This window comes from Oceanobacillus sp. NCCP-135, assembly GCF_059698015.1.
The window spans coordinates 127,630-147,505 of the sequence record NZ_BAAKSZ010000008.1; the positions used below are offsets into that span (position 1 = coordinate 127,630).

At 35.6% G+C, this 19,876-nt stretch carries 20 protein-coding genes, 2 pseudogenes and 1 riboswitch; of the genes and pseudogenes, 11 read left to right on the forward strand and 11 right to left on the reverse strand.

The features are described from left to right. Nucleotides 1–45: 45 nt before the first annotated feature. From AC6HVZ_RS08115 to comGA, 7 genes are read right to left on the reverse strand one after another with little or no spacing between them, the layout of a single operon-like run. Nucleotides 46–435 (reverse strand): hypothetical protein, encoded by a 390-nt coding sequence (locus tag AC6HVZ_RS08115; RefSeq protein WP_497557645.1) that lies wholly within the window; start codon nt 433–435, stop codon nt 46–48. Then, nucleotides 407–844 (reverse strand): competence type IV pilus minor pilin ComGF, encoded by a 438-nt coding sequence (locus AC6HVZ_RS08120; RefSeq protein WP_497557646.1) that lies wholly within the window; start codon nt 842–844, stop codon nt 407–409. Before AC6HVZ_RS08120 ends, AC6HVZ_RS08115 begins: the two co-directional genes overlap by 29 nt. Next, on the reverse strand, nt 807–1,148 hold the full coding sequence (locus AC6HVZ_RS08125) for a type II secretion system protein (protein WP_497557647.1): 342 nt from the start codon (nt 1,146–1,148) through the stop codon (nt 807–809). The genes AC6HVZ_RS08120 and AC6HVZ_RS08125 overlap by 38 nt, the downstream gene beginning before the upstream one ends. Then, on the reverse strand, nt 1,135–1,566 hold the full coding sequence (comGD, locus tag AC6HVZ_RS08130; RefSeq protein WP_497557648.1) for a competence type IV pilus minor pilin ComGD: 432 nt from the start codon (nt 1,564–1,566) through the stop codon (nt 1,135–1,137). Before comGD ends, AC6HVZ_RS08125 begins: the two co-directional genes overlap by 14 nt. Continuing rightward, on the reverse strand, nt 1,556–1,876 hold the full coding sequence (gene comGC / locus AC6HVZ_RS08135) for a competence type IV pilus major pilin ComGC (protein ID WP_497557649.1): 321 nt from the start codon (nt 1,874–1,876) through the stop codon (nt 1,556–1,558). Before comGC ends, comGD begins: the two co-directional genes overlap by 11 nt. A gap of 14 nt (nt 1,877–1,890) precedes the next feature. Continuing rightward, on the reverse strand, nt 1,891–2,940 hold the full coding sequence (comGB, locus tag AC6HVZ_RS08140; RefSeq protein WP_497557650.1) for a competence type IV pilus assembly protein ComGB: 1,050 nt from the start codon (nt 2,938–2,940) through the stop codon (nt 1,891–1,893). Continuing rightward, nucleotides 2,903–3,913, reverse strand: a complete 1,011-nt coding sequence (gene comGA, locus AC6HVZ_RS08145; protein ID WP_497557651.1) for a competence type IV pilus ATPase ComGA — start codon at nt 3,911–3,913, stop codon at nt 2,903–2,905. The genes comGB and comGA overlap by 38 nt, the downstream gene beginning before the upstream one ends. A gap of 139 nt (nt 3,914–4,052) precedes the next feature. On the opposite strand from comGA, the gene AC6HVZ_RS08150 reads away from it, so the two are divergent. Beyond that, nucleotides 4,053–4,241 (forward strand): YqzE family protein, encoded by a 189-nt coding sequence (locus AC6HVZ_RS08150; RefSeq protein ID WP_497557652.1) that lies wholly within the window; start codon nt 4,053–4,055, stop codon nt 4,239–4,241. A 49-nt stretch (nt 4,242–4,290) separates the two neighbouring features. On the opposite strand, the gene AC6HVZ_RS08155 is transcribed toward AC6HVZ_RS08150, so the two are convergent. Both AC6HVZ_RS08155 and AC6HVZ_RS08160 read right to left on the reverse strand, forming a co-directional pair. Further along, nucleotides 4,291–5,067 carry a YqhG family protein gene (locus tag AC6HVZ_RS08155; RefSeq protein ID WP_497557653.1) on the reverse strand — a complete coding sequence of 259 codons (777 nt, stop codon included), beginning with the start codon at nt 5,065–5,067 and terminating at the stop codon, nt 4,291–4,293. Next, nucleotides 5,054–6,712 (reverse strand): DEAD/DEAH box helicase, encoded by a 1,659-nt coding sequence (locus AC6HVZ_RS08160; protein WP_497557654.1) that lies wholly within the window; start codon nt 6,710–6,712, stop codon nt 5,054–5,056. The genes AC6HVZ_RS08155 and AC6HVZ_RS08160 overlap by 14 nt, the downstream gene beginning before the upstream one ends. A 144-nt stretch (nt 6,713–6,856) precedes the next feature. Further along, nucleotides 6,857–7,004, forward strand: a riboswitch (glycine riboswitch). Nucleotides 7,005–7,240: 236 nt separating this feature from the next. Here AC6HVZ_RS08160 and gcvT point away from each other — a divergent pair. The 3 genes from gcvT to gcvPB are packed head-to-tail and all read left to right on the forward strand — an operon-like array spanning nt 7,241 to nt 11,187. Then, nucleotides 7,241–8,356 (forward strand): glycine cleavage system aminomethyltransferase GcvT, encoded by a 1,116-nt coding sequence (gene gcvT, locus AC6HVZ_RS08165; protein WP_497557655.1) that lies wholly within the window; start codon nt 7,241–7,243, stop codon nt 8,354–8,356. Nucleotides 8,357–8,369: 13 nt separating this feature from the next. Next, complete coding sequence (gcvPA, locus tag AC6HVZ_RS08170) at nt 8,370–9,719, forward strand: aminomethyl-transferring glycine dehydrogenase subunit GcvPA (protein WP_497557656.1); 1,350 nt, start codon at nt 8,370–8,372, stop codon at nt 9,717–9,719. Then, nucleotides 9,712–11,187 (forward strand): aminomethyl-transferring glycine dehydrogenase subunit GcvPB, encoded by a 1,476-nt coding sequence (gcvPB, locus tag AC6HVZ_RS08175; protein WP_497557657.1) that lies wholly within the window; start codon nt 9,712–9,714, stop codon nt 11,185–11,187. Before gcvPA ends, gcvPB begins: the two co-directional genes overlap by 8 nt. Nucleotides 11,188–11,324: 137 nt before the next feature. Here gcvPB and AC6HVZ_RS08180 read toward each other — a convergent pair whose 3' ends face one another. Next, nucleotides 11,325–11,696, reverse strand: coding sequence for a rhodanese-like domain-containing protein (locus AC6HVZ_RS08180; RefSeq protein WP_497557658.1), 372 nt, complete (start codon nt 11,694–11,696; stop codon nt 11,325–11,327). 401 nt (nt 11,697–12,097) lie between these two features. Here AC6HVZ_RS08180 and AC6HVZ_RS08185 point away from each other — a divergent pair. The 4 genes and pseudogenes from AC6HVZ_RS08185 to AC6HVZ_RS08200 form a co-directional block, all read left to right on the forward strand. Next, nucleotides 12,098–13,537, forward strand: a pseudogene (locus AC6HVZ_RS08185) (vitamin B12-dependent ribonucleotide reductase); the annotation flags it as partial. Nucleotides 13,538–13,788: 251 nt separating this feature from the next. Further along, a pseudogene (locus AC6HVZ_RS08190) lies at nt 13,789–14,910 on the forward strand (ribonucleotide reductase barrel domain-containing protein); the annotation flags it as partial. A 280-nt stretch (nt 14,911–15,190) separates the two neighbouring features. After that, the gene (mntR, locus tag AC6HVZ_RS08195; protein ID WP_497557659.1) at nt 15,191–15,613 is read left to right on the forward strand and encodes a transcriptional regulator MntR; all 423 of its coding nucleotides are present in this window, start codon (nt 15,191–15,193) and stop codon (nt 15,611–15,613) included. A gap of 115 nt (nt 15,614–15,728) precedes the next feature. After that, the gene (locus tag AC6HVZ_RS08200) at nt 15,729–16,622 is read left to right on the forward strand and encodes a patatin-like phospholipase family protein (protein WP_497557660.1); all 894 of its coding nucleotides are present in this window, start codon (nt 15,729–15,731) and stop codon (nt 16,620–16,622) included. 29 nt (nt 16,623–16,651) lie between these two features. On the opposite strand, the gene AC6HVZ_RS08205 is transcribed toward AC6HVZ_RS08200, so the two are convergent. Then, nucleotides 16,652–17,032, reverse strand: coding sequence for an SA1362 family protein (locus tag AC6HVZ_RS08205; RefSeq protein ID WP_497557661.1), 381 nt, complete (start codon nt 17,030–17,032; stop codon nt 16,652–16,654). Nucleotides 17,033–17,511: 479 nt separating this feature from the next. Between AC6HVZ_RS08205 and AC6HVZ_RS08210 the strand changes: the two genes are divergently transcribed. From AC6HVZ_RS08210 to efp, 3 genes are all read left to right on the forward strand, one after another. Beyond that, nucleotides 17,512–18,015 carry a YqhR family membrane protein gene (locus AC6HVZ_RS08210; protein ID WP_497557662.1) on the forward strand — a complete coding sequence of 168 codons (504 nt, stop codon included), beginning with the start codon at nt 17,512–17,514 and terminating at the stop codon, nt 18,013–18,015. 114 nt (nt 18,016–18,129) lie between these two features. Beyond that, nucleotides 18,130–19,191: a M24 family metallopeptidase gene (locus tag AC6HVZ_RS08215; RefSeq protein ID WP_497557663.1), complete on the forward strand. Its 1,062-nt coding sequence runs from the start codon at nt 18,130–18,132 to the stop codon at nt 19,189–19,191. A 30-nt stretch (nt 19,192–19,221) separates the two neighbouring features. After that, a complete protein-coding gene (gene efp / locus AC6HVZ_RS08220; RefSeq protein ID WP_497557664.1) occupies nt 19,222–19,782 on the forward strand; it encodes an elongation factor P in 561 nt (186 codons plus the stop codon). Nucleotides 19,783–19,876 lie beyond the last annotated feature (94 nt).

Genomic DNA, 19,876 nt, shown 5'->3' on the forward strand with positions numbered 1-19,876 from the left:
TATAAATGGGACTAAAGTGGAGTTTGTTGGAAATTGTACACATTTCTACTCTATTACAGGTGTATCAGATTCTATATTTAAATAATTTGTAATGAAATAACTGGTATTGTTGTTTGTCTCTATAAAGAAATCCAATTTATATCTCTTGTTATCTACAGGATTTATTTCAATTTCAACCGTTCCTTCAGGGAAAACATAGGAAACTTTTTCAATTGGTGTTTCCTTGATTTTAATTTCCTCCTGTAATGATATGTGTCCCATTTGGAATAATGTTTCTATTTTCAATTGTTCCATATAATTCTCCGTTATGTGGATTTCATTCCTGTAACTGCTGATATTGGCTGTGATAATCATAAAAACCAATGATATGATAAACAGGACATAGGGTAGAAAGAATCCATTTTGATTATTTATAAAAAATAATTGTTTTTTCATAAATTTCCCCTTGTATTGATGTTACGGTTGTACGGATTCCATAAGGTACTTCTTCAAATTTTAAATCCTGTATATTCTGTAAATAAAGCTCGTGCCCCTTCCAATCGACTCGCCTGCGAATTTGAGAATCTTGATATTTTTCAATTGTAGCAGTTTTTTTATTATCTAAATCAAGGTATAGTATCGATGAGGATACTCTGTAATCAATTGCATTCATCATATCATCCCGTAAAAACTTAAAAAATTGCTGGATAGATAATTCATCATAATTGGATTTGTAGTCTGCTGATTTGATTAAAATAGCAGCAAATGGTAACGAAACGGTTAAGACAGTGATGATTAAAAGCATCGATATAAATGTAAATGCCCGTTCACTTTTGGGGAAGACCGTATAAACAAAACGTTTCATCTTTCTTTTTGACATTTTCCCATATGACACATCCTTTTATATAATCATTTTCTTTTGCAAATTGAAATGTTACATCTTTTTCTTGTATCCGTTTATGAAAGATAGAAGGGGAAGAAAGATTTTCTTCCCATATATATGGCTGCATTTCATCATGCAGCCGGTATGCTAGTATTCGTCGATCACTTAATACCTGCTGTTCCTCGTTTAATAAAACGATAATAGGAAAGATTACAGATACAGCAATCATAAGAATACTTGTTGCAACCAGAACTTCAATTAAAGTAAACCCATTATTCTTCAACAATATAAAACCTGCCTTTTCCAGGTTGAAAAACAGCGAAATACGTAATGTCCCCTACGATCAACTCAAGTGTTCCTGCTCGTCGTATTGTTCCTTTTTGCGTAAAGGATATTTCATTATTAAAATCTCTGTCAATTATTTTCATATCAGGTGGAAATGGTCTTACAATCGCTGCTTTATGGGGACCTTGTAAAATCTCATATCTGTCCTGATGAAATCTAATGGAATGGATATCTTCCCATGTGGAGGAGGATTGTGCTTGAATATATAAAACATCTGATTCAAGTATTTCAAAAAAAAGGTTTAGACGCTGTTTTTCAAGATTGGAGATATTTAGTGAAACACTCACCACCAGTATTATGGATAAAATGCTTAGCACAAAGAGCAGTTCAATTAATGTAAAGCCGTTTTTATGATTCATTGCCAGGATTTGGATTATTTACTATTCCGTTCGTTATCGTAATAAGTTTACCGCTAGGACATTTCGTTTGCTCGTCAGAAATATATTTATCTTCCACCATTTTGGTTGTAGTTGTAGGGTAACTGCCCTCATTTAAATAATACAAATCTACCTGTGCCTGCACTACTTTAACTAATGCATCACATCCGGTTTCATTGACATCTTTACTCTTTCCGCTCAAATTTGGAACAATAAGAATGATCAATACAGAGATGATCATGAGAACGATTAACATTTCGATCAGTGTGAAACCCTTATTATTTTCAAACATGCGAATTCTCTCCTCTAAATTGTTTTAATTAAATCAAACATTGGCCACATCAATGTTACATAAATGAAAATGATAAAACACGCTAGTACTAAAAAAAACACTGGTTGAATATATGTGAATAATTTAATGATTTTCCGCTGTATTTCCTCCGTTAATAACTCTGCATACACGGTTAGATCTTTGTCGAGAGTCTGGGTGTCCGCATTCTTTTGGAAAATAGCTGCTAATTGTTTTTCAAACAGAGTAAATTGTGAAAGCAGGTATGTTATTTGACGTCCTTTCGTTAATTCTGCTGTCATTAATCTGGAATAGTGGGCAATGATTGGTAATTTCTGTTGGTTGGCCATTTGATGCAGAATTTCTTTAAAGGACATGCCAGTTTTTAAAAGCGTGTTGAAGTGTATCGCAAAGAGAAAGGAGGTTTGAAGCCTTAAAAATTTACGATAAATCGGTATGCTGTTTAATAGTTGAATCTGTCTTTCAAAAGCAATTTTATGTTTTATAAATTGCCAACTAATAAAACCTACTAAGATCAGAATAATGATTAGAATCCCTATAGCACCTAAAAGATTAATAAGGCCTATTGAAATCCGTATCGTTGAAGAAGCATCCGTATTCTGAAAGATCTCTGCAAATGAAGGAAGTACGGATTGTTTAATGAAATATAGCAATAAAGAGAAGATGACTAACAGAATGAGCGGATATCTGGCAATTTGCTGAAATTTCTTCATATAATTCGTTCTGTGCTCGTACATCTCCATGCATTTTTTAATACTTCCTTCGAGATCCCCATTTGATCGAACAAAATATAAATAAGACGTGATTGTTTGATGAAATAGTGCTTCTTCAAATGCCTGATCAATCGTATCTCCGTTTTTTAGACAGGTTGTAATCTGTGTAGCAGGATGAATCATTTGGCTGTCCCATTTCATTATCTCAAGAGCAGATAATAGTGGGTATCCATTTGCCAGTAATCGATGGAGTCTTTGTAAGAACCGTAATTGAATTTCATTTGCAGGTTTTTCTTTACGAGTTGGTAAAAATCTCCTCAGAAACATAACCATATACGAAAGCCTTCTTTCTTAAGTGATCAAAAGAATGGAAGTTTCCTATTTCAAAACCGCTATCTCCTTTTAACGTATTTTCGAGAACTTCTCCATCCAATAGTTCTAAGATAGCTGCCCTTCTTTTTGTTTTTTTATTAATTTGAATTGGGAGTAGCTCCAAAGAAGCTACCGCAATAAGTGATTGTTGCAAATCAATTTCTTTTAATCCCATTTCCAATAAACGATGGATTGTTCCGACGGCATCTTTGGCGTGTAACGTACTTAAAACAAGATGACCGGTAAGTGAGGCATCAAAAGCAAATTTTGCTGTATGTTTATCACGGATTTCTCCAATCATAATAATATCCGGATCATGTCTTAATGCCGCTTTTAGACCGGTTTGATAGGTTATGCCTGCCTTTTCATTTACTTGTACCTGTAAGATATCATGTATTTCTTTTTCAATCGGATCCTCTAGTGTAATGGTTTGATAAGATTTTTCTTTTAAAATTGCCTGTAATAACGCATATAAAGTCGTAGTTTTTCCACTTCCGGTTGGCCCGGTGAATAAAATGATTCCAGCACGATTTGAAATCCATTCCTTTATTTTTTTCAATTGATTTGGAAATAAAAATAGTTGATCAAGGGTAAGATTTTCTTCCTGAGGCAGGATTCGAATTGCCAGGCTTTCAGTGTGGTTAATTGGAAGTGTCGATAATCGAAGCGAAAAAACGTTAGAATCACCCTGGTGAGTGATAGTTCCATTTTGTGGTTTTCTTATTTCACCGATATCCATTTCTGATGTAAATTTATAGTATGTGAGTAGTAATTCGTATTGGGAAGTTAAAATGGACTTATAAAAAATTCGTTTTCCATGGATACGAAAGTAAATATTTGTTTGCGTGGAAAAAGGATAAAAGTGAATATCTGATGCTTGTGCTTCGAAGGCAGTGTTTAAAAGCTTACTTGAAAGTGATGCAGCAGGGTTCAAATAATTCACCTCCTTAAATAATCTGCAACAACTACACTATTCGACATGTTTTGCTAAACTCCTTCTTTTTTTATAAAGTTTTTTTAAAAAAAGATGGATAATCGAAAGTTTTTATGTAAAAGCTATACATAATAATGAGGTGATAGCTATTTCTGGAAATGATTATCTTAAATTTATGACAGAGCAGGTAGTAGCATATATTGATTTACCTTCTGATGAAAGAAGAAAAAGAAGGAAAAAACAAAAAGAGGAACGGCAAATATATACGAATAAGTGGCTTGGTGTTTTGCCATTTGTTTTTCGAATAATTCTAAAAAAGATCAATTAGTAGCAGGGAGATCATCTTGATCAAACCCTGCTATTTCTTTCTTATACTATTATTCGTTAAGATAAAACACGCCACCATTAATCACCTCATAGGTAATGCTTGGTTCAAAACGGTCAGTTATTTCGTTTATTTCTTTTTCCATTTGGTTCTTTTCCTCATCTGTATCCCCAACATAAAAATGTTTAAGCATCTGTATTTCATTATTCAATGTATTGATTGAATCTTCGGCCCATGAATGACTTTGATTTTCAATATAATTGTCGATTACTGATTCAATCCGTCGAAAGCCGCTTTTAAGTTTAATTATTGGGGAAATGGTGTAGCAGTAGTCGGAAATGGTTGTTTGTAGCTGTATTGGTTCAAGTAAATTCATCATCTCCAGTTTCATTGCACCATTTACCAGATGAAGACCAATTGAAAAAAGCTCATCCTTCTTTTGTTTTCCTTTGTAGCTGATTTTGATATTCGTCACCAGCCAAGGATAGAGTGGTGTGTTCTGAGCGGTATCTATTTTCTGAAATAGCCGAGTGTACTTTTCATTCTGTTTCAGGTGATTGATTATTTGTTGTAAACGGGGGCTTCCAAAGTGTATCCACTCCCCATTCACTTCTCTTTTATCGGGATTTGTAATGAGGGTAAGCTGCTTTGGTTCTCCCTTTTGCCCGATTTTTTTAATGTAGTGCCAGTAAAATGGACGATTCATCAGCACTCTATCCATTTCCTCTGTCAGCTGTACGGATAAAACGCCCTCTACATTAAGAAGAGTTTCACAATGATGTGCTGTAAAATAATCCTGTAAAAACTTATTTAAATTAGTTATGGCCATAATGTTGTTCCCCGCTTACTGAATGATCATTGGTATATTTGATTATGGAAGAAAGGTTATTCAATTTAATTTTTGCTTCACCAGTTGATGAAGATTCATTAAATATGTTTTTAATTTCCGACTCAATATCAGGTATATTTAATTCAGCTAGTATATCATCAAGGTGACCAATTACTTGTTCGAATAAATTAATCTTTTCGTAAAGCAAGTTCATAATATGTTCTTCGATTGTGTCACGGATTGCTAAATTGTATATATGAACATCTTTTTTTTGACCATAGCGATGGATACGTCCGATTCTCTGTTCCAATCGCATCGGGTTCCACGGAAGGTCATAATTAATCATATAACTGCAAAATTGCAAGTTAATTCCTTCTCCGCCAGCTTCCGTTGCAATTAAAACCTGTACATGGTTCTTAAACAGCTGCTTCATCCAATCTTTTTTCCCTCGTTTAAAACCACCTCTAAACGGAACTGAAGAAATTCCGTGCTGTTGCAGATACCATTGCAGATAGAGCTGTGTTGCTCGGTATTCTGTGAAAATGATAACTTTCTCATCGCCAATATTTTTAATTAATTCAATGACTTTATCTGCTTTAATGTGATGTGGCAATTGTTCGATTTTCGACAGTAGGGGTTGAATATCCTCTCTTGCAGCTTCATTTTCAATTTTTTTAAGAGATAAATAACACGCCTCACGTGATGAACATATTTCTCTCAAATAGGTTATTTTTGAAAAGGTAGAAAGGGCTTCTGTCATACTATCTATTTTATTGTATACTGCCTGCTCTTCTTTCGTGAAATTAATATAAACGGTTTCAATCCTTCGTTTGGTATTATTCATATCAGTATTTTGCCTTGTGTTACGAACCATTACTTTTTGAATCAGTTGTTTTAAATAAAAATCCTGCTTCATTTTTTTTCGATCTTTCCCATATTGCTCTAGGAAGGAATCATAATCTCCTAGATGACCCGGCTTTAAGATGGAAACTAAATTAAAAATTTCTATAAGCCGATTTTGTATAGGTGTTGCAGTTAAAAGCAGACAATATTTTTTTTTGAGAGCACGGACAAATGAGTAATTTTTTGTTTTATGATTTTTAAGCTTGTGTGCCTCATCAATTAAGATAAAATCATATTCTATATCCAATATGCTTTCACGATGTGGAGAGCGTTTTGCTGTATCAATAGAAGAGATAATTATATCTCCATGCTCCCAGGTATAGTTTTTTCGATGAGGTACAGCAGGTATATAAAATTTTTCATTTAATTCTTTTGCCCATTGGTTAACCAATGAGGCTGGAACTAAAATGAGTGCTTTCTTTACTAATCCTCTGATCATATATTCTTTTAATATCAGGCCGGCTTCTATGGTTTTACCTAATCCAACCTCATCAGCCAAAATAGCTCTTCCATTCATTGTTTCAATAACCTGCTCGGCACAATTCACCTGATGCTCTAAAAAGTCCACATGGGGAAGGTATTCCAATGCACGTAATCCATTGAATTCTGGTGTCATGGTAGTTAATTCAGCTTGATAGGCCATTGAAAAAAGTTCCCAGGATGAATACTTTCCATTATTTTCCATCACTGTGTCAAGCTGATCGATAAATGCAGTATCCTTTACAATTTGAATCGACTTCATCATATCCTTCCTTTGCCTGAAAATTTTAGCTTAAATGTAAATGGCTATATTCCATTTTGTTTCTATGATATAATAATGACGAGAAATGGATTTTTCATCGATTGATACATAGTATAACCAAATAGAATATTTTCATAAAAGCGAATGAATACAAGGGGAGAGTTTGCATCTTAAGTTTATGTTCTGGAAGAAAGAATTTGTTTATTCTATCTTCCAGAACAAATTCCTGGGTGTAACGCCGAAGGAGCAAGCAAAAAGCGAATCTCTCAGGCAAAAAGACTCTTGTAGGACGCATCTCTGGAGAGTGCTTACCTTGGTGTATTATTACCAAAACACTTTGGCAGGCCACCCACGAAGCAAGTATTTGTATTGCCGGATAACCGGGTTAATATAAATACGCAACTTTCTGGTTTAAGGACAGGGGTTTCACAACTATCGGTGGAATCTCTGTTTTTTTGCATTTTTTCAAGCTTTAAAATGGAACAAGTTCTCTAAGTAATTTATTTTAAATGAAAAGGAGTGGATGGAATGACTGAGTTAAGAAAAACACCGTTATTTCCAGAGTATGAAAAGTTCGGCGCAAAAACAATCGATTTCGGCGGCTGGGATCTCCCGGTACAATATTCCGGTATCAAACATGAACATGAAATAACTCGAACGAAAGCCGGGTTATTTGATGTATCACATATGGGTGAAATCACAGTAAAAGGCCCGAAAAGTTTAGAATTTTTGCAAAAGTTAACAACCAATGATGTAGCAAAATTATCCCCGAAACGTGCACACTATACCTTTATGTGCTATGAAGACGGGGGAACAGTTGATGATTTTTTAATTTATATGATGCAGGAAAATGATTATTTATTAGTGGTGAATGCTGCGAATGCAACAAAAGATTATGAATGGTTAACAAAAAATAATGATTATAGTAAAGAAGATGTTACCATAGCGAATGTTTCAGACGATTATGTGCAATTGGCATTACAGGGACCACTTGCTGAAGAAATCCTACAAACAATTACAGAAACTAATTTAAAAGATATCAAATTTTTCCGTTTTGAAGATAAGGTTGAAATTTCTTCCATTACAGCACCTGCAATTGTTTCAAGAACAGGTTACACAGGTGAAGACGGCTTTGAAATTTATATTGAAAAATCGAGTGGTCGTGATTTGTGGAACAAAGTACTTGAGGCAGGAAAAGAAAAAGGTTTGGAGCCGATTGGGCTTGGAGCAAGAGATACGCTGCGCTTTGAAGCAAACCTTGCACTCTACGGACAGGAGCTATCCAAAGATATTACGCCAATTGAAGCAGGCATGAAATTTGCTGTGAAAGTTAATAAAGAAGCAGATTTTATTGGAAAAGAAGTATTGAAAAAGCAAGTTGAAAACGGACCAGGTAGAAAGTTAGTCGGAATTGAAATGATTGATAAAGGTATTCCGAGAAATGGCTATGCGGTTTATAGAGGGGAAGAAGAGGTTGGGTATGTTACATCTGGAACACAATCTCCTACACTTCAAAAGAATCTGGGATTAGCACTGGTGAAGCCTGAGTTTACAACCGAAGGTACAGAATTGTATGTTCAGGTACGTAAGCGCAAATTAAAGGCCGTTGTAGTAAAAAGACCATTTTATAAACGAGAGAATTAGGGAGGGTTAAGTAATGGAATTTCGTTATTTACCAATGACTGAAACCGATAAAAAAGAAATGCTAGATAAAATCGGTGTATCATCCACAGAAGAACTGTTTTCTGATATTCCGAAAGAAGTTAGACTGGACAGGGAATTAAACCTTAAAAAGCCAGCTAGTGAATATGAGTTGAAAAAAGAACTAACAGAAATGGCAAGCAAAAATGCGAATTTAACAGAATATCGTTCATTTTTAGGTGCGGGTGTTTATGATCATTTCATTCCATCAGTTGTCGATCATGTTATTTCAAGACAAGAATTCTATACATCTTATACACCTTATCAGCCGGAAATGACACAAGGTGAACTGCAGGCTATGTTTGAATTCCAGACAATGATTTCTGAAATTACCGGCATGCCTATTGTTAACTCTTCAATGTATGATGGCGGAACAGCTGTAGTTGAAGCTGTTTACTTGAGTGTTGTTCAGACAAAGAGAAAGAAAGTTCTGGTTTCAGCTGCATTGCATCCGGAACATCGTCAGCTCGTTCATACTGCTTCAAAAGGCAAGGGGCTTGAAATTGTTGAAATTGGTCACAAAGACGGTCAAACTGATTTAGAGCAGCTAGAAAAAGAGCTGGATGAAGATACAGCTTCCGTTATTGTTCAATATCCTAACTTCTTAGGTCAGATTGAACCACTTGAAAAAATGAATAAATTAATTAAAAAACAACCTAAAACAATGTTTATCGTTTCAAGCAATCCACTCTCACTTGGTTATTTAACACCGCCATCTGAATTTGGTGCGGATATTGTTGTTGGTGATACACAAGTATTTGGCATCCCTGCGCAACTTGGCGGCCCGCACTGTGGTTATTTTGCAACAACTCAAAAATTAATGCGTAAAGTACCTGGACGTTTCGTTGGGGAGACGGTAGACGAAGAAGGTGAGCGCGGTTTCGTTTTAGCACTGCAAACGAGAGAACAGCATATCAGACGTGAGAAAGCGACATCAAACATCACCTCTAACCAGGCGTTGAACGCGGTAGCAAGTTCAGCTGCTATGAGTGCGCTTGGTAAACACGGTGTTAAAGCTATGGCTAAATTAAATATGCAAAAAGCAAGATATACAAAACAACAGTTGGAAGAAGTTAATTTACCAGCTGCATTCAGCGGATCATTTTTTAATGAATTTGTGGTTAAACTTTCAAAACCCGTATCTGAGGTCAATGATAAGTTATTGGAAAAAGGTTTTGTCGGCGGGTTTGATTTAGGGAGAACATATCCAGAATTAGAAAATCACATGCTGATAGCTACAACTGAAATCCGTTCGAAAGAAGAAATCGATGCATTTGTTAAAGAAATGGGGGATATCAATGGCTAAAGAAAACTTTCCATTAATTTTTGAACGCAGTAAAGCAGGTAGATCAGGATATAATCTGCCAGCGCTTGATGTTCCAGAAATTAATTTAGAAGAAGAACTTGATGGTGCTTATATCCGTAAAGTAGATGCAGAACTTCCTGAAGTTGATGAATTGGAATTAATGCGTCACTATACAGGACTATCCAACCGTAACTTTGGTATTCTATCTGGATTTTATCCACTGGGATCTTGTACGATGAAATACAATCCGGTAATTAATGAAGAGGTTGTCAGACATCCAGGATTTAGTCATATTCATCCCTATCAAGATACGAAAACAATTCAAGGTGCGCTTGAATTAATGTATGATTTACAAGTACATCTTGAAGAAATTACAGGGATGCAGGAAATCACATTACAACCGGCTGCCGGTTCACAAGGTGAGTGGACAGCATTAATGATATTCAAGGCTTTCCACGAGGCAAACGGTGAATCGCATCGTAATGAAGTTATTGTACCTGACTCGGCACACGGTACAAACCCAGCATCTGCAGCAGTTGCCGGATTCAAAGTTGTTGAAGTTAAATCAAATGAAAAAGGTTTAGTTGACGTAGAAGATTTAAGAAGAGTAGTAAACGAAAATACTGCAGCACTTATGTTAACGAACCCTAACACGCTCGGTCTGTTTGAAACTGAAATTCTCGAAATGTCGGAAATCATTCATGAAGCGGGCGGAAAAATGTACTATGATGGTGCTAACCTAAACGCTATCATGGGCTATGCGCGTCCAGGAGATATGGGCTTCGATGCTGTTCACTTGAACTTGCATAAAACTTTCACTGGCCCACATGGCGGTGGCGGTCCAGGATCTGGTCCAATCGGCGTTACAGAAGAACTTGCACCGTTCTTACCTAAACCAGTTGTCCGTGAAAAAGATGGCATGTATGATTTGGATTACGATCTTCCACAATCGATTGGTATGGTAAAAGGTTACTACGGTAACTTTGGAATTAACGTGCGCGCATATACTTACATTCGTACGATGGGCGCAGAAGGGCTTAAGAAAGTCAGCGAATATGCTGTGCTTAATGCAAACTACATCATGCGCAGTCTTGAAGAAAAATATCAGCTTCCATTTACACAACATTGTAAACATGAGTTTGTTATATCGGGTAATAAGCAGAAGTCGCTAGGCGTGAGAACATTGGACATTGCTAAACGTCTTATGGACTTCGATATTCACCCACCAACTGTTTACTTCCCATTAATTGTGGGTGAAGCACTCATGATAGAGCCGACAGAAACAGAGTCAAAAGAGACGTTGGATCATTTCATTGAGTCGATGATTCAAATTGCTGATGAAGCAGAAAATAATCCGGAAATCGTTCAAAAAGCACCTTACAAGACAGCTGTAAAACGATTAGACGAAGCAACTGCATCTCGTAAGCCAGTGCTTCGCTATCAAAATCAAATTGAAAAAGAAACATAAGAGATTCCAGAATCGTTTAAAAAGCACCTGATAATACGGAATTTACCGTCTTAATGAACAACAGCAGTAAGAAAGCCGATATAATGATATTACGAATATGAAAAAGGCCCAAGAAATTGGGCCTTTTTCTATATATTTTATTTAGCTTTAATTTTTCCAGTCCATTTCTTGAATCCGCCTTTTAATTGGTTTATGTCCTTATAGCCTTTTTTGTGTAGAAGCTGTGCAGCTCGTGCCGACCTTGAACCGTTTTGACAATAAAGATAAACCGGTTTATCTTTACGCATTTCAATTAATCGTTGACGCATTTGTGTAACTGGTATGTTTCTGGAACCAAGAATATGTCCTTTATCAAATTCCTGTGGTTCTCTAACATCTATTAACTGTGCTTTTCGATAGCCTTCACGAAATTGTTCCTCTGTTAAAACCTTCAAATAATTACGTTGTCTAAAGTATCGAAATATACCAATCGCGACGATAGCAACGATAGCTATTACTAAAAATTCCATTATATTTCCCCCGTCTTTCACACATTAGTTCGTACTCTATTATATAGTGAATGCAGGATTTTTTCAAAGTTTTTTCTTTCTTTTTATGTTTTCTACTGCTATTATTGGTTTCTGTAGAATTGTGTCGAACAAAATCAAACTATTTGTTATTGCAAATGGCAAAATAATGGATTTTTGGATTAAAAAACAACGTATGCTTTATATCTCTTGAGATATCTATTATATTCATTCATTATTGGTTGTTGACAAAATAGAGTTCATTCATTCAAATCACCATATATGGTATTTTTTTTATTTTTAAACACAATATGTTGTTTTGATCTCTTTTATTGTGGTATGGTATTAGTAGCAAAACAAAACACAAAAACATATTAAAAAGTTAAGTGCAAAGGAGAGATCAGATGTCGTTTATTGTAGAAACTAGGGAAGAAATTGATGTTCTATCACTTAATCAGGACATTAGCCTGTTTTCACAAGTGCATCCAATTACAGAAGATATGAAGCTCACACATAAGGGAGTATCCCGGTTGGTTATGCTGGATCGTTATGCTTTCAAGGATACGGAAAAGAAATCATTAAAACCAGGAGATTTTGTTGTTTTAACTGTAAAAGCAGATCCGAAATTTCCAGCAAGAGGATATGGGTTTGTAAAATCAATCGATTGGGTAACCAAAGAAGCAGAAATTAAAGTTGCTCAGGAATTTGTTTCCGTGTTGGATAATGAAGAAGAGGCATCTACAGGAATCATAACCCGCAGTTTAGATGTGATTGATAAACCACTCGAAGTATATTATGAACAAATTGCACAAAGAAATGCTTCCGGGCTCTCAAGTGTAGAAAAAACGCAGGAGAAACAGCAGGAATGGCTTAAAAAATTTAATGATGAATTAAAAGATTTAAATTTTATCCCAGCTGGTCGCGTATTATATGGTGCTGGAGCAGGTACTGATGTAACGTATTTTAATTGTTATGTAATGCCTTATATTAAGGATTCACGTGAAGGAATTTCCGATCACCGCAAACAAGTAATGGAGATAATGTCAAGAGGTGGAGGGGTTGGAACAAATGGTTCTACACTCAGGCCACGTAACACACTTGCGAGAGGGGTTAACGGGAAGTCATCTGGATCAGTTTCCTGGCTGGATGATATTGCTAAATTAACTCATTTGGTTGAACAGGGTGGTTCAAGACGTGGAGCTCAAATGATCATGCTCGTAGATTCTCACCCTGACATCATTGAATTCATTATTTCAAAAATGCAAAACCCAAGGATTCTTAGATATTTAATTGAAAATACAGAGGACGAGCAAATTAAACGACTGGCAGAAGAAAAACTAAAATTTACCCCTTTAACAGAAACTGAAATGGATCTATATCAAGGAATTGTAAACTATAGAACTATGCCGGGAACAGGTGGTTTCACCCAGGCAGCAATCCGTGAAGCTGAAGATAAATTAAGAACTGGCGGAACTTATGATGTTCATAATTCTGAATTTTTAACTGGAGCAAATATTTCGGTTTGTATAACAAAGGATTTTATGGACGCTGTTGAAAATGACAAAATGTATGAGCTTCGTTTTCCAGATGTTGAAAATTATACGAAAGAGCAGATGGAAGCATATAACGAAAACTGGCATAATGTTGGCGATGTCCGTAAATGGGAAGAAATGGGATATGGTGTAAGAGTATATCGTCGCATTAAGGCAAAGGAATTATGGAATTTAATCAATGTTTGTGCTACTTACTCAGCAGAGCCTGGAATATTCTATATCGACAATGCAAACGATATGACGAATGCGAAAGCTTATGGTGATCAGGTAGTAGCAACAAATCCGTGTGGTAAATAGTTTGCCTCACGTAAAAAACTGCGGAATTAAGCGGGAACCCTGAGAATGGGAATCCGAACCGAAGGCTAATGTTAAAAGGTTAGTCAGGGGCAACGCATAGATTGGTGAAACTTGAAAAAGAATATAATCCATCCACGAGGCCGCAGCACCTTATGATTTTTAATAAAGGTGAAAAGGTATGCTGAACTTGCAGGAATACAACTGTAAGAACTATCGGATAAAAAGCCGGTAGGATAACAAAATTGGAACAACCACTCGCACCTTATTCAGTCTGTAATTTAGCTGCTGTTAACCTAGCTGAAATGGCTGATAAGAATACGAAAAAGGTTAACTTTGAAAAGTTGAAACAAACAGTACAAACTGGTGTAAGAATGCAGGATAATGTTATTGATGCAACACCTTACTTCTTAGAAGAAAATAAAAAGCAAGCATTAGGAGAACGCCGAGTAGGACTTGGTGTTATGGGTATGCATGATTTACTGATTTATTGTGACACAGCTTATGGCTCAAAAGAAGGTAATGATTTAGTAGATAAAGTATTTGAAACAATTGCAACAACTGCTTACCGTACCTCCATTGAAATTGCTAAAGAAAAGGGAAGTTTTCCATTTCTTGTGGGTGAGAATCAAGATGAAACAAATGATTTAAGAGAAGCATTTATTAACACTGGCTACATGAAAAAAATGCCTGATGATATAAGACAGGATATTTTAAAATATGGAATTCGCAACTCCCATTTATTAACAGTCGCTCCAACTGGAAGCACGGGGACTATGGTTGGCGTTTCCACAGGATTAGAGCCGTATTTCTCCTTCTCTTATTACAGGAGTGGACGACTTGGTAAATTTATTGAAGTGAAAGCAGATATTGTACAGGAATACCTGGATCGAAATCCGGATGCAGATCCTAATAACTTACCTGAATGGTTTGTGACTGCAATGGAATTAGCACCGGAAGCACATGCAGATACACAATGTGTCATCCAGCGTTGGGTGGACAGTTCTATTTCCAAAACGGTAAATGCGCCAAAAGGATATACTGTAGAACAGGTGGAAAGCGTTTATCAAAGACTGTACAATGGCGGAGCAAAAGGTGGTACGGTATACGTTGATGGCAGCCGTGACACACAGGTTCTTACATTAAAAGCAGAAGAAAATACGTTTGGTGAACAAACAGAGTTGTTTAAGGATACAGAAAAGCCAAAAGTTGTCTTAATGGATACGATCCAGGAATTAGATAAAACAAATGTAACAATTGGTTCTGAAATTGGTGACACTTGTCCAGTATGTAGAGAAGGGCATGTTGAGGACATTGGTGGCTGTAATACATGTACAAGCTGTGGAGCACAGCTTAAATGCGGACTATAAATAAAGATTAATTAGAGGAATTAAAGGAGCAAACTGTAATGATCAGTCTGCTCCTTCTTTTTTTGCAGATAAGCACATTCTTACTGCATAAGTAATACTTCGGAGCATTTACATCCCAGACGAAAAGTACTTTTCGTTGAATTAAGGCTGTCATCTCAGTACTTGGTGACAGCTAAGTTCTTTAAAATTACAATTACTTGTTTATCCTAGAAAACTACGGTATCCTTTTAGATAGAAACACTTTTGCGCGAACTAAATTTTTTTGAAATGAGGAGAGCTAATGCCAACACCAAGTATGGAAGACTATATTGAACAAATTTATATTTTAATTGAATCAAAGGGATATGCCAGAGTATCTGATATTGCAGAAGCATTAGAAGTCCATCCATCCTCCGTAACTAAAATGGTACAAAAATTAGATAAAGATGATTATTTAGACTATGAGAAATATAGAGGATTAATACTTACTGCAAGAGGTAAAAAAATTGGTGAACGGTTGGTATTCCGACATGAATTATTGGAGCAATTCCTGGAAATAATTGGTGTTGAAGAAGAAAATATATATATAGATGTGGAAGGGATTGAGCACCACTTAAGCTGGAATTCGATTGATCGGATTGGTGATTTAGTAAATTATTTCCAAGCGGATAAGATCCGTGTTGAGCAGTTAAAAGAAACTCAGATCCAAAATCAAAATAATTGAAAAAACGTCCACACCTTATTTAACGATAACCCGTGTGGATTATTCATGTGAAAATAAGTTCTAATTTTCTCCGTTTATGCTTAACAATATAAAAATGGGCATAAGGAGAGAGTATATGAAGATAGATGCGGTGTTTTCTGGTGGAGGGGTAAAAGCATATGCATTTATAGGTGCGTTAAAAAGTTTGGAAGATAAAAACGTGCAGATTGAACGTGTTGCGGGAACGTCAGCTGGTGCGATTCTTGCTTCTTTTTTGGCAGCGAACTATCGTTTTGAAGAAATAAATAACCTATTGAACGAATTAGACCTGGAAGAGTTTTTAGACCCACCAGTATTAAGTAAAATACTTCCATTTACAAAATGGTTTTTTTTATACTTTCAATTGGGAATATATAAAGGAGATAAATTAGAGCAATGGATACATCAGCAATTATCTAAAAAAGGATTGAATACATTTAGCGATCTTAAATCAGGCTACTTAAAAGTGATAGTAAGCGATTTGTCATTAGGTAAATTGGTGGTTATCCCCGATGACCTGCAGAGAATTTACGGCATTGATCCAAACTACTTCCCAATTGCTAAAGCAGTACGTATGAGTGCAGGCTTTCCATACTTTTTTATGCCAAAAAAACTGCCTGGGAAAGGCCAAAAGAAAAGCATTATTGTCGATGGTGGTTTGTTAAGTAATTTTCCTTTGTGGGTATTTGAAAATGGGGAGCACATAAACAATCGGCCAATTCTAGGTGTTAAATTAAATGGATCAATAAATGATCAGTATCAACCCAGAGCTTTAAAAAATGCCTTTGATATGTTCCATGCATTATTTTCGACAATGAAACAGGCCCATGATGCGAGGTATATTTCAAAGTCACAGAAAAACAATATTATCTTTATACCAGTTAAAGATGTGGAAACGACAGATTTCCAACTTACAAATGAAGTTAAACAAAATTTAATAAAAACTGGAAAGAATAGGGCAGATCAATTTTTAAAGTACTGGCCAAAATAGCCCTAAGTAAAAAAAAAGACCTGAGCTTATTAAAAACTAGCTCGGTCTTTTCTTTTTGTTTTATTACCCTCAATCACCCGTAAATGGGATGCGCGCTTGTTTATTTTTTTCTTTGGTGTTATCGATTTAGGCTTTTTACCTGCATTACGAAACTGGCTGCTTGCTTTTGGGTCTTTATATTTTGCTTTAGATTGTTTAACAGCCTTTTTATATTTATTCATGTCATTAGAAGGAGCTCTATTTCTAAGAAAAACAAAATAGATTACCGCAAAAATAGCAACACCAATACCAATCATAACAAATAAATTCGTTATGAAATTAGCTGTATTCGTAAAAAGCTGTGTTACTAATCCAACTAGCGCCAAGCCAATAATTACATAGATTAAGAGAGAAACTTTATTACGAGCCATCGGAATTTCCTCCTTTCTATCAAAAGGTAATATATTACCTTATATATTTATATACCACTATTCATATGTTTTATATCATCATTTGTATAAATTTTATAAAAAGAGTAAAAACTTCTGTGGTATTAAAAAAATGCCGCCGCTTCTTTCCGAGATCAAGAGGGTCGGATTGGTAGAAATTGGTGAATTAGCCGGTTTCTTTACTAAACCTCTCCTAATATATAGTAAAATTCTATACTTTCCTGCCTCTTTAGAAAAAGATAAGGTGAGGGCTGGGTTGTTGCTAAATGTTGATCCTATTTCTCATTCTTTCCTGCTTCTCAAGAAAATATTCAGGTAAAATGCTTCATTTTTTCTTTTTATAAGAAATAGCTCTCATTGAGTACATCCATTTTACTAGAAAAACTGTAATTTAACTACTTAAAAAAGTAAATGATTGATTTTGCTTCAATTGGCTATAATACGAAGTGGAGGTGACTGTTATGAAAGAAGAAAAACAGTTAGAACAAAATAAACGTGAAACCCCAATGACAATGCTTACAAGATCGCTAATAACAGGCTTTATCGGAGGGATGTTATGGAGTCTGTTTGGTGTGATCATGTATTATTTCAATTTTTCAGAGGTTGCTCCAAAAAGCTTTTTACTTAGGTCGTGGTTAACAGCAGAATGGACGAGCGGATGGTTAGGTGATCTCGTATCAATCGTTTTAGTTGGTTTGTTATCCCTATTAACAGCATTGGTTTATTATGGACTATTTAAAAAAATAAATTCCATGTGGATGGGGGTAGCATTTGGTATTTTTCTTTGGGGAATTATTTTTTATCTGCTGCAACCAATATTTTCAAATATACCCACAATTATACAGTTAAATAAAAATACGATTGTGTCAACCATCTGTTTATTTATTTTATACGGGACATTTATTGGTTTTTCGATATCGTATGATTACCATGATACAAAAATAAAAGAAGCGGAGCAGAATTAGCTGTTGTGACAGCTTATGATGCACTATTATTATTCAAATGATACTGTTTATGATAAACTTAATAAACAACCTGTTTGAAACAACGAATCCATAAAGAAAAAAGGGGATGAAGAGATGGAGAAGCTTACAAAACTACGCGCTGCTTTAGAGGCAAATAAAATTGATGCTATTTTAATCACAAGTCCAATTAACAGAAGGTATATTACTGGCTTTACAGGTACTGCCGGAGCAGTTATTATTAGCAGCAATGATGCACGGTTTATTACGGATTTTAGGTACATAGAACAGGCTAAAGAACAAGCAGTCAATTTTCATGTTGTTGAACACAAACAGTTAATAGAATTGGAGATCAAAGACCAGCTGAAAGATATGAATATTAAACAACTTGGTTTTGAGCAAGACCATATTACGTATAGCAAGTTTAAACAGTATAAAAAGGATTTTGAAATCGAACTAATTCCAGTTAACGGCATGATCGAAGAACTCCGGTTATTAAAAACAAGTGAAGAGATAGCGGTTTTGAAGAAAGCGGCAATGATTGCAGATGATGCATTCGAACATATTCAGGGTTATATTAAACCAGGAGTACGAGAAATTGATATTTCTAATGAACTTGAATTCTTTATGAGAAAACAGGGAGCGATTTCATCAAGTTTTGACATAATCGTTGCTTCAGGACTAAGATCGGCACTTCCGCATGGGGTTGCTTCAGATAAGAAAATTGAATCTGGTGAACTTGTAACATTGGATTATGGTGCATTATACAAAGGTTATTGTTCTGATATTACCAGAACGTTCGCTGTGGGAGATATTAGCGATAACTTAAGAAAGATCTATGATACGGTGTTGGAGGCACAACTTAGAGGAGTTGCAGGAATTAAGCCTGGTATTACCGGTAAAGAAGCGGATGCGATCACCCGTAATTATATTAGTGATCAGGGCTATGGTGACTATTTCGGCCACTCAACAGGTCATGGCTTAGGACTTGAAGTACATGAAGGACCAGGCTTATCATTTCGGTCTGATAAAAGATTAGAAGCCGGTATGGTTGTAACTGTAGAACCAGGAATTTATCTGCCTGATGTGGGTGGATGCAGGATTGAAGATGATATTCTTATAACAGAAACAGGAAATGAAAAGCTGACATTTGCACCAAAGGGACTAATAACTTTATAAGATAGTGGGTTTTAAGGGAGGATAAAACAGATGATATCAGTAAATGATTTTAAGACAGGTTTAACGATCGAAGTAGATAATGACATCTGGCAGGTGATGGAATTCCAGCATGTAAAGCCTGGGAAGGGAGCTGCTTTTGTTCGTTCAAAGCTACGTAATTTGCGTAACGGAAATATTCAGGAAAAAACATTTCGTGGCGGGGAAAAAGTAGGTAAAGCGCATATCGAAAATAAAAAGATGCAGTATTTGTATGCATCTGGTGATAGTCATACTTTTATGGATTCAAACACATATGAACAACTTGAACTACAAACAAGTCAGATTGAATACGAATTAAAATTCATGAAGGAAAATATGGAAGTTCATGTGATCACATATGAAGGTGAGATTCTAGGAGTGCAATTACCAAACAATGTTGAGTTGGAAGTAACGGAAACAGAACCAGGCATCAAAGGGGATACAGCCAGCGGTGGTTCAAAAGCTGCAGTATTAGAAACTAATCACCTGGTTCAGGTCCCGTTTTTTATTAATCAAGGTGATATATTAGTTATTAATACAACTGATGGAAAGTATGTTTCCAGGGCAAATTAATTTTTTTGACTTGAGCAGTCCTTATGTGATAAGGACTGCTTTTGTTTTGCCTGTAATCTATGGACTAGTCATAAAATAATCATTTATACATACA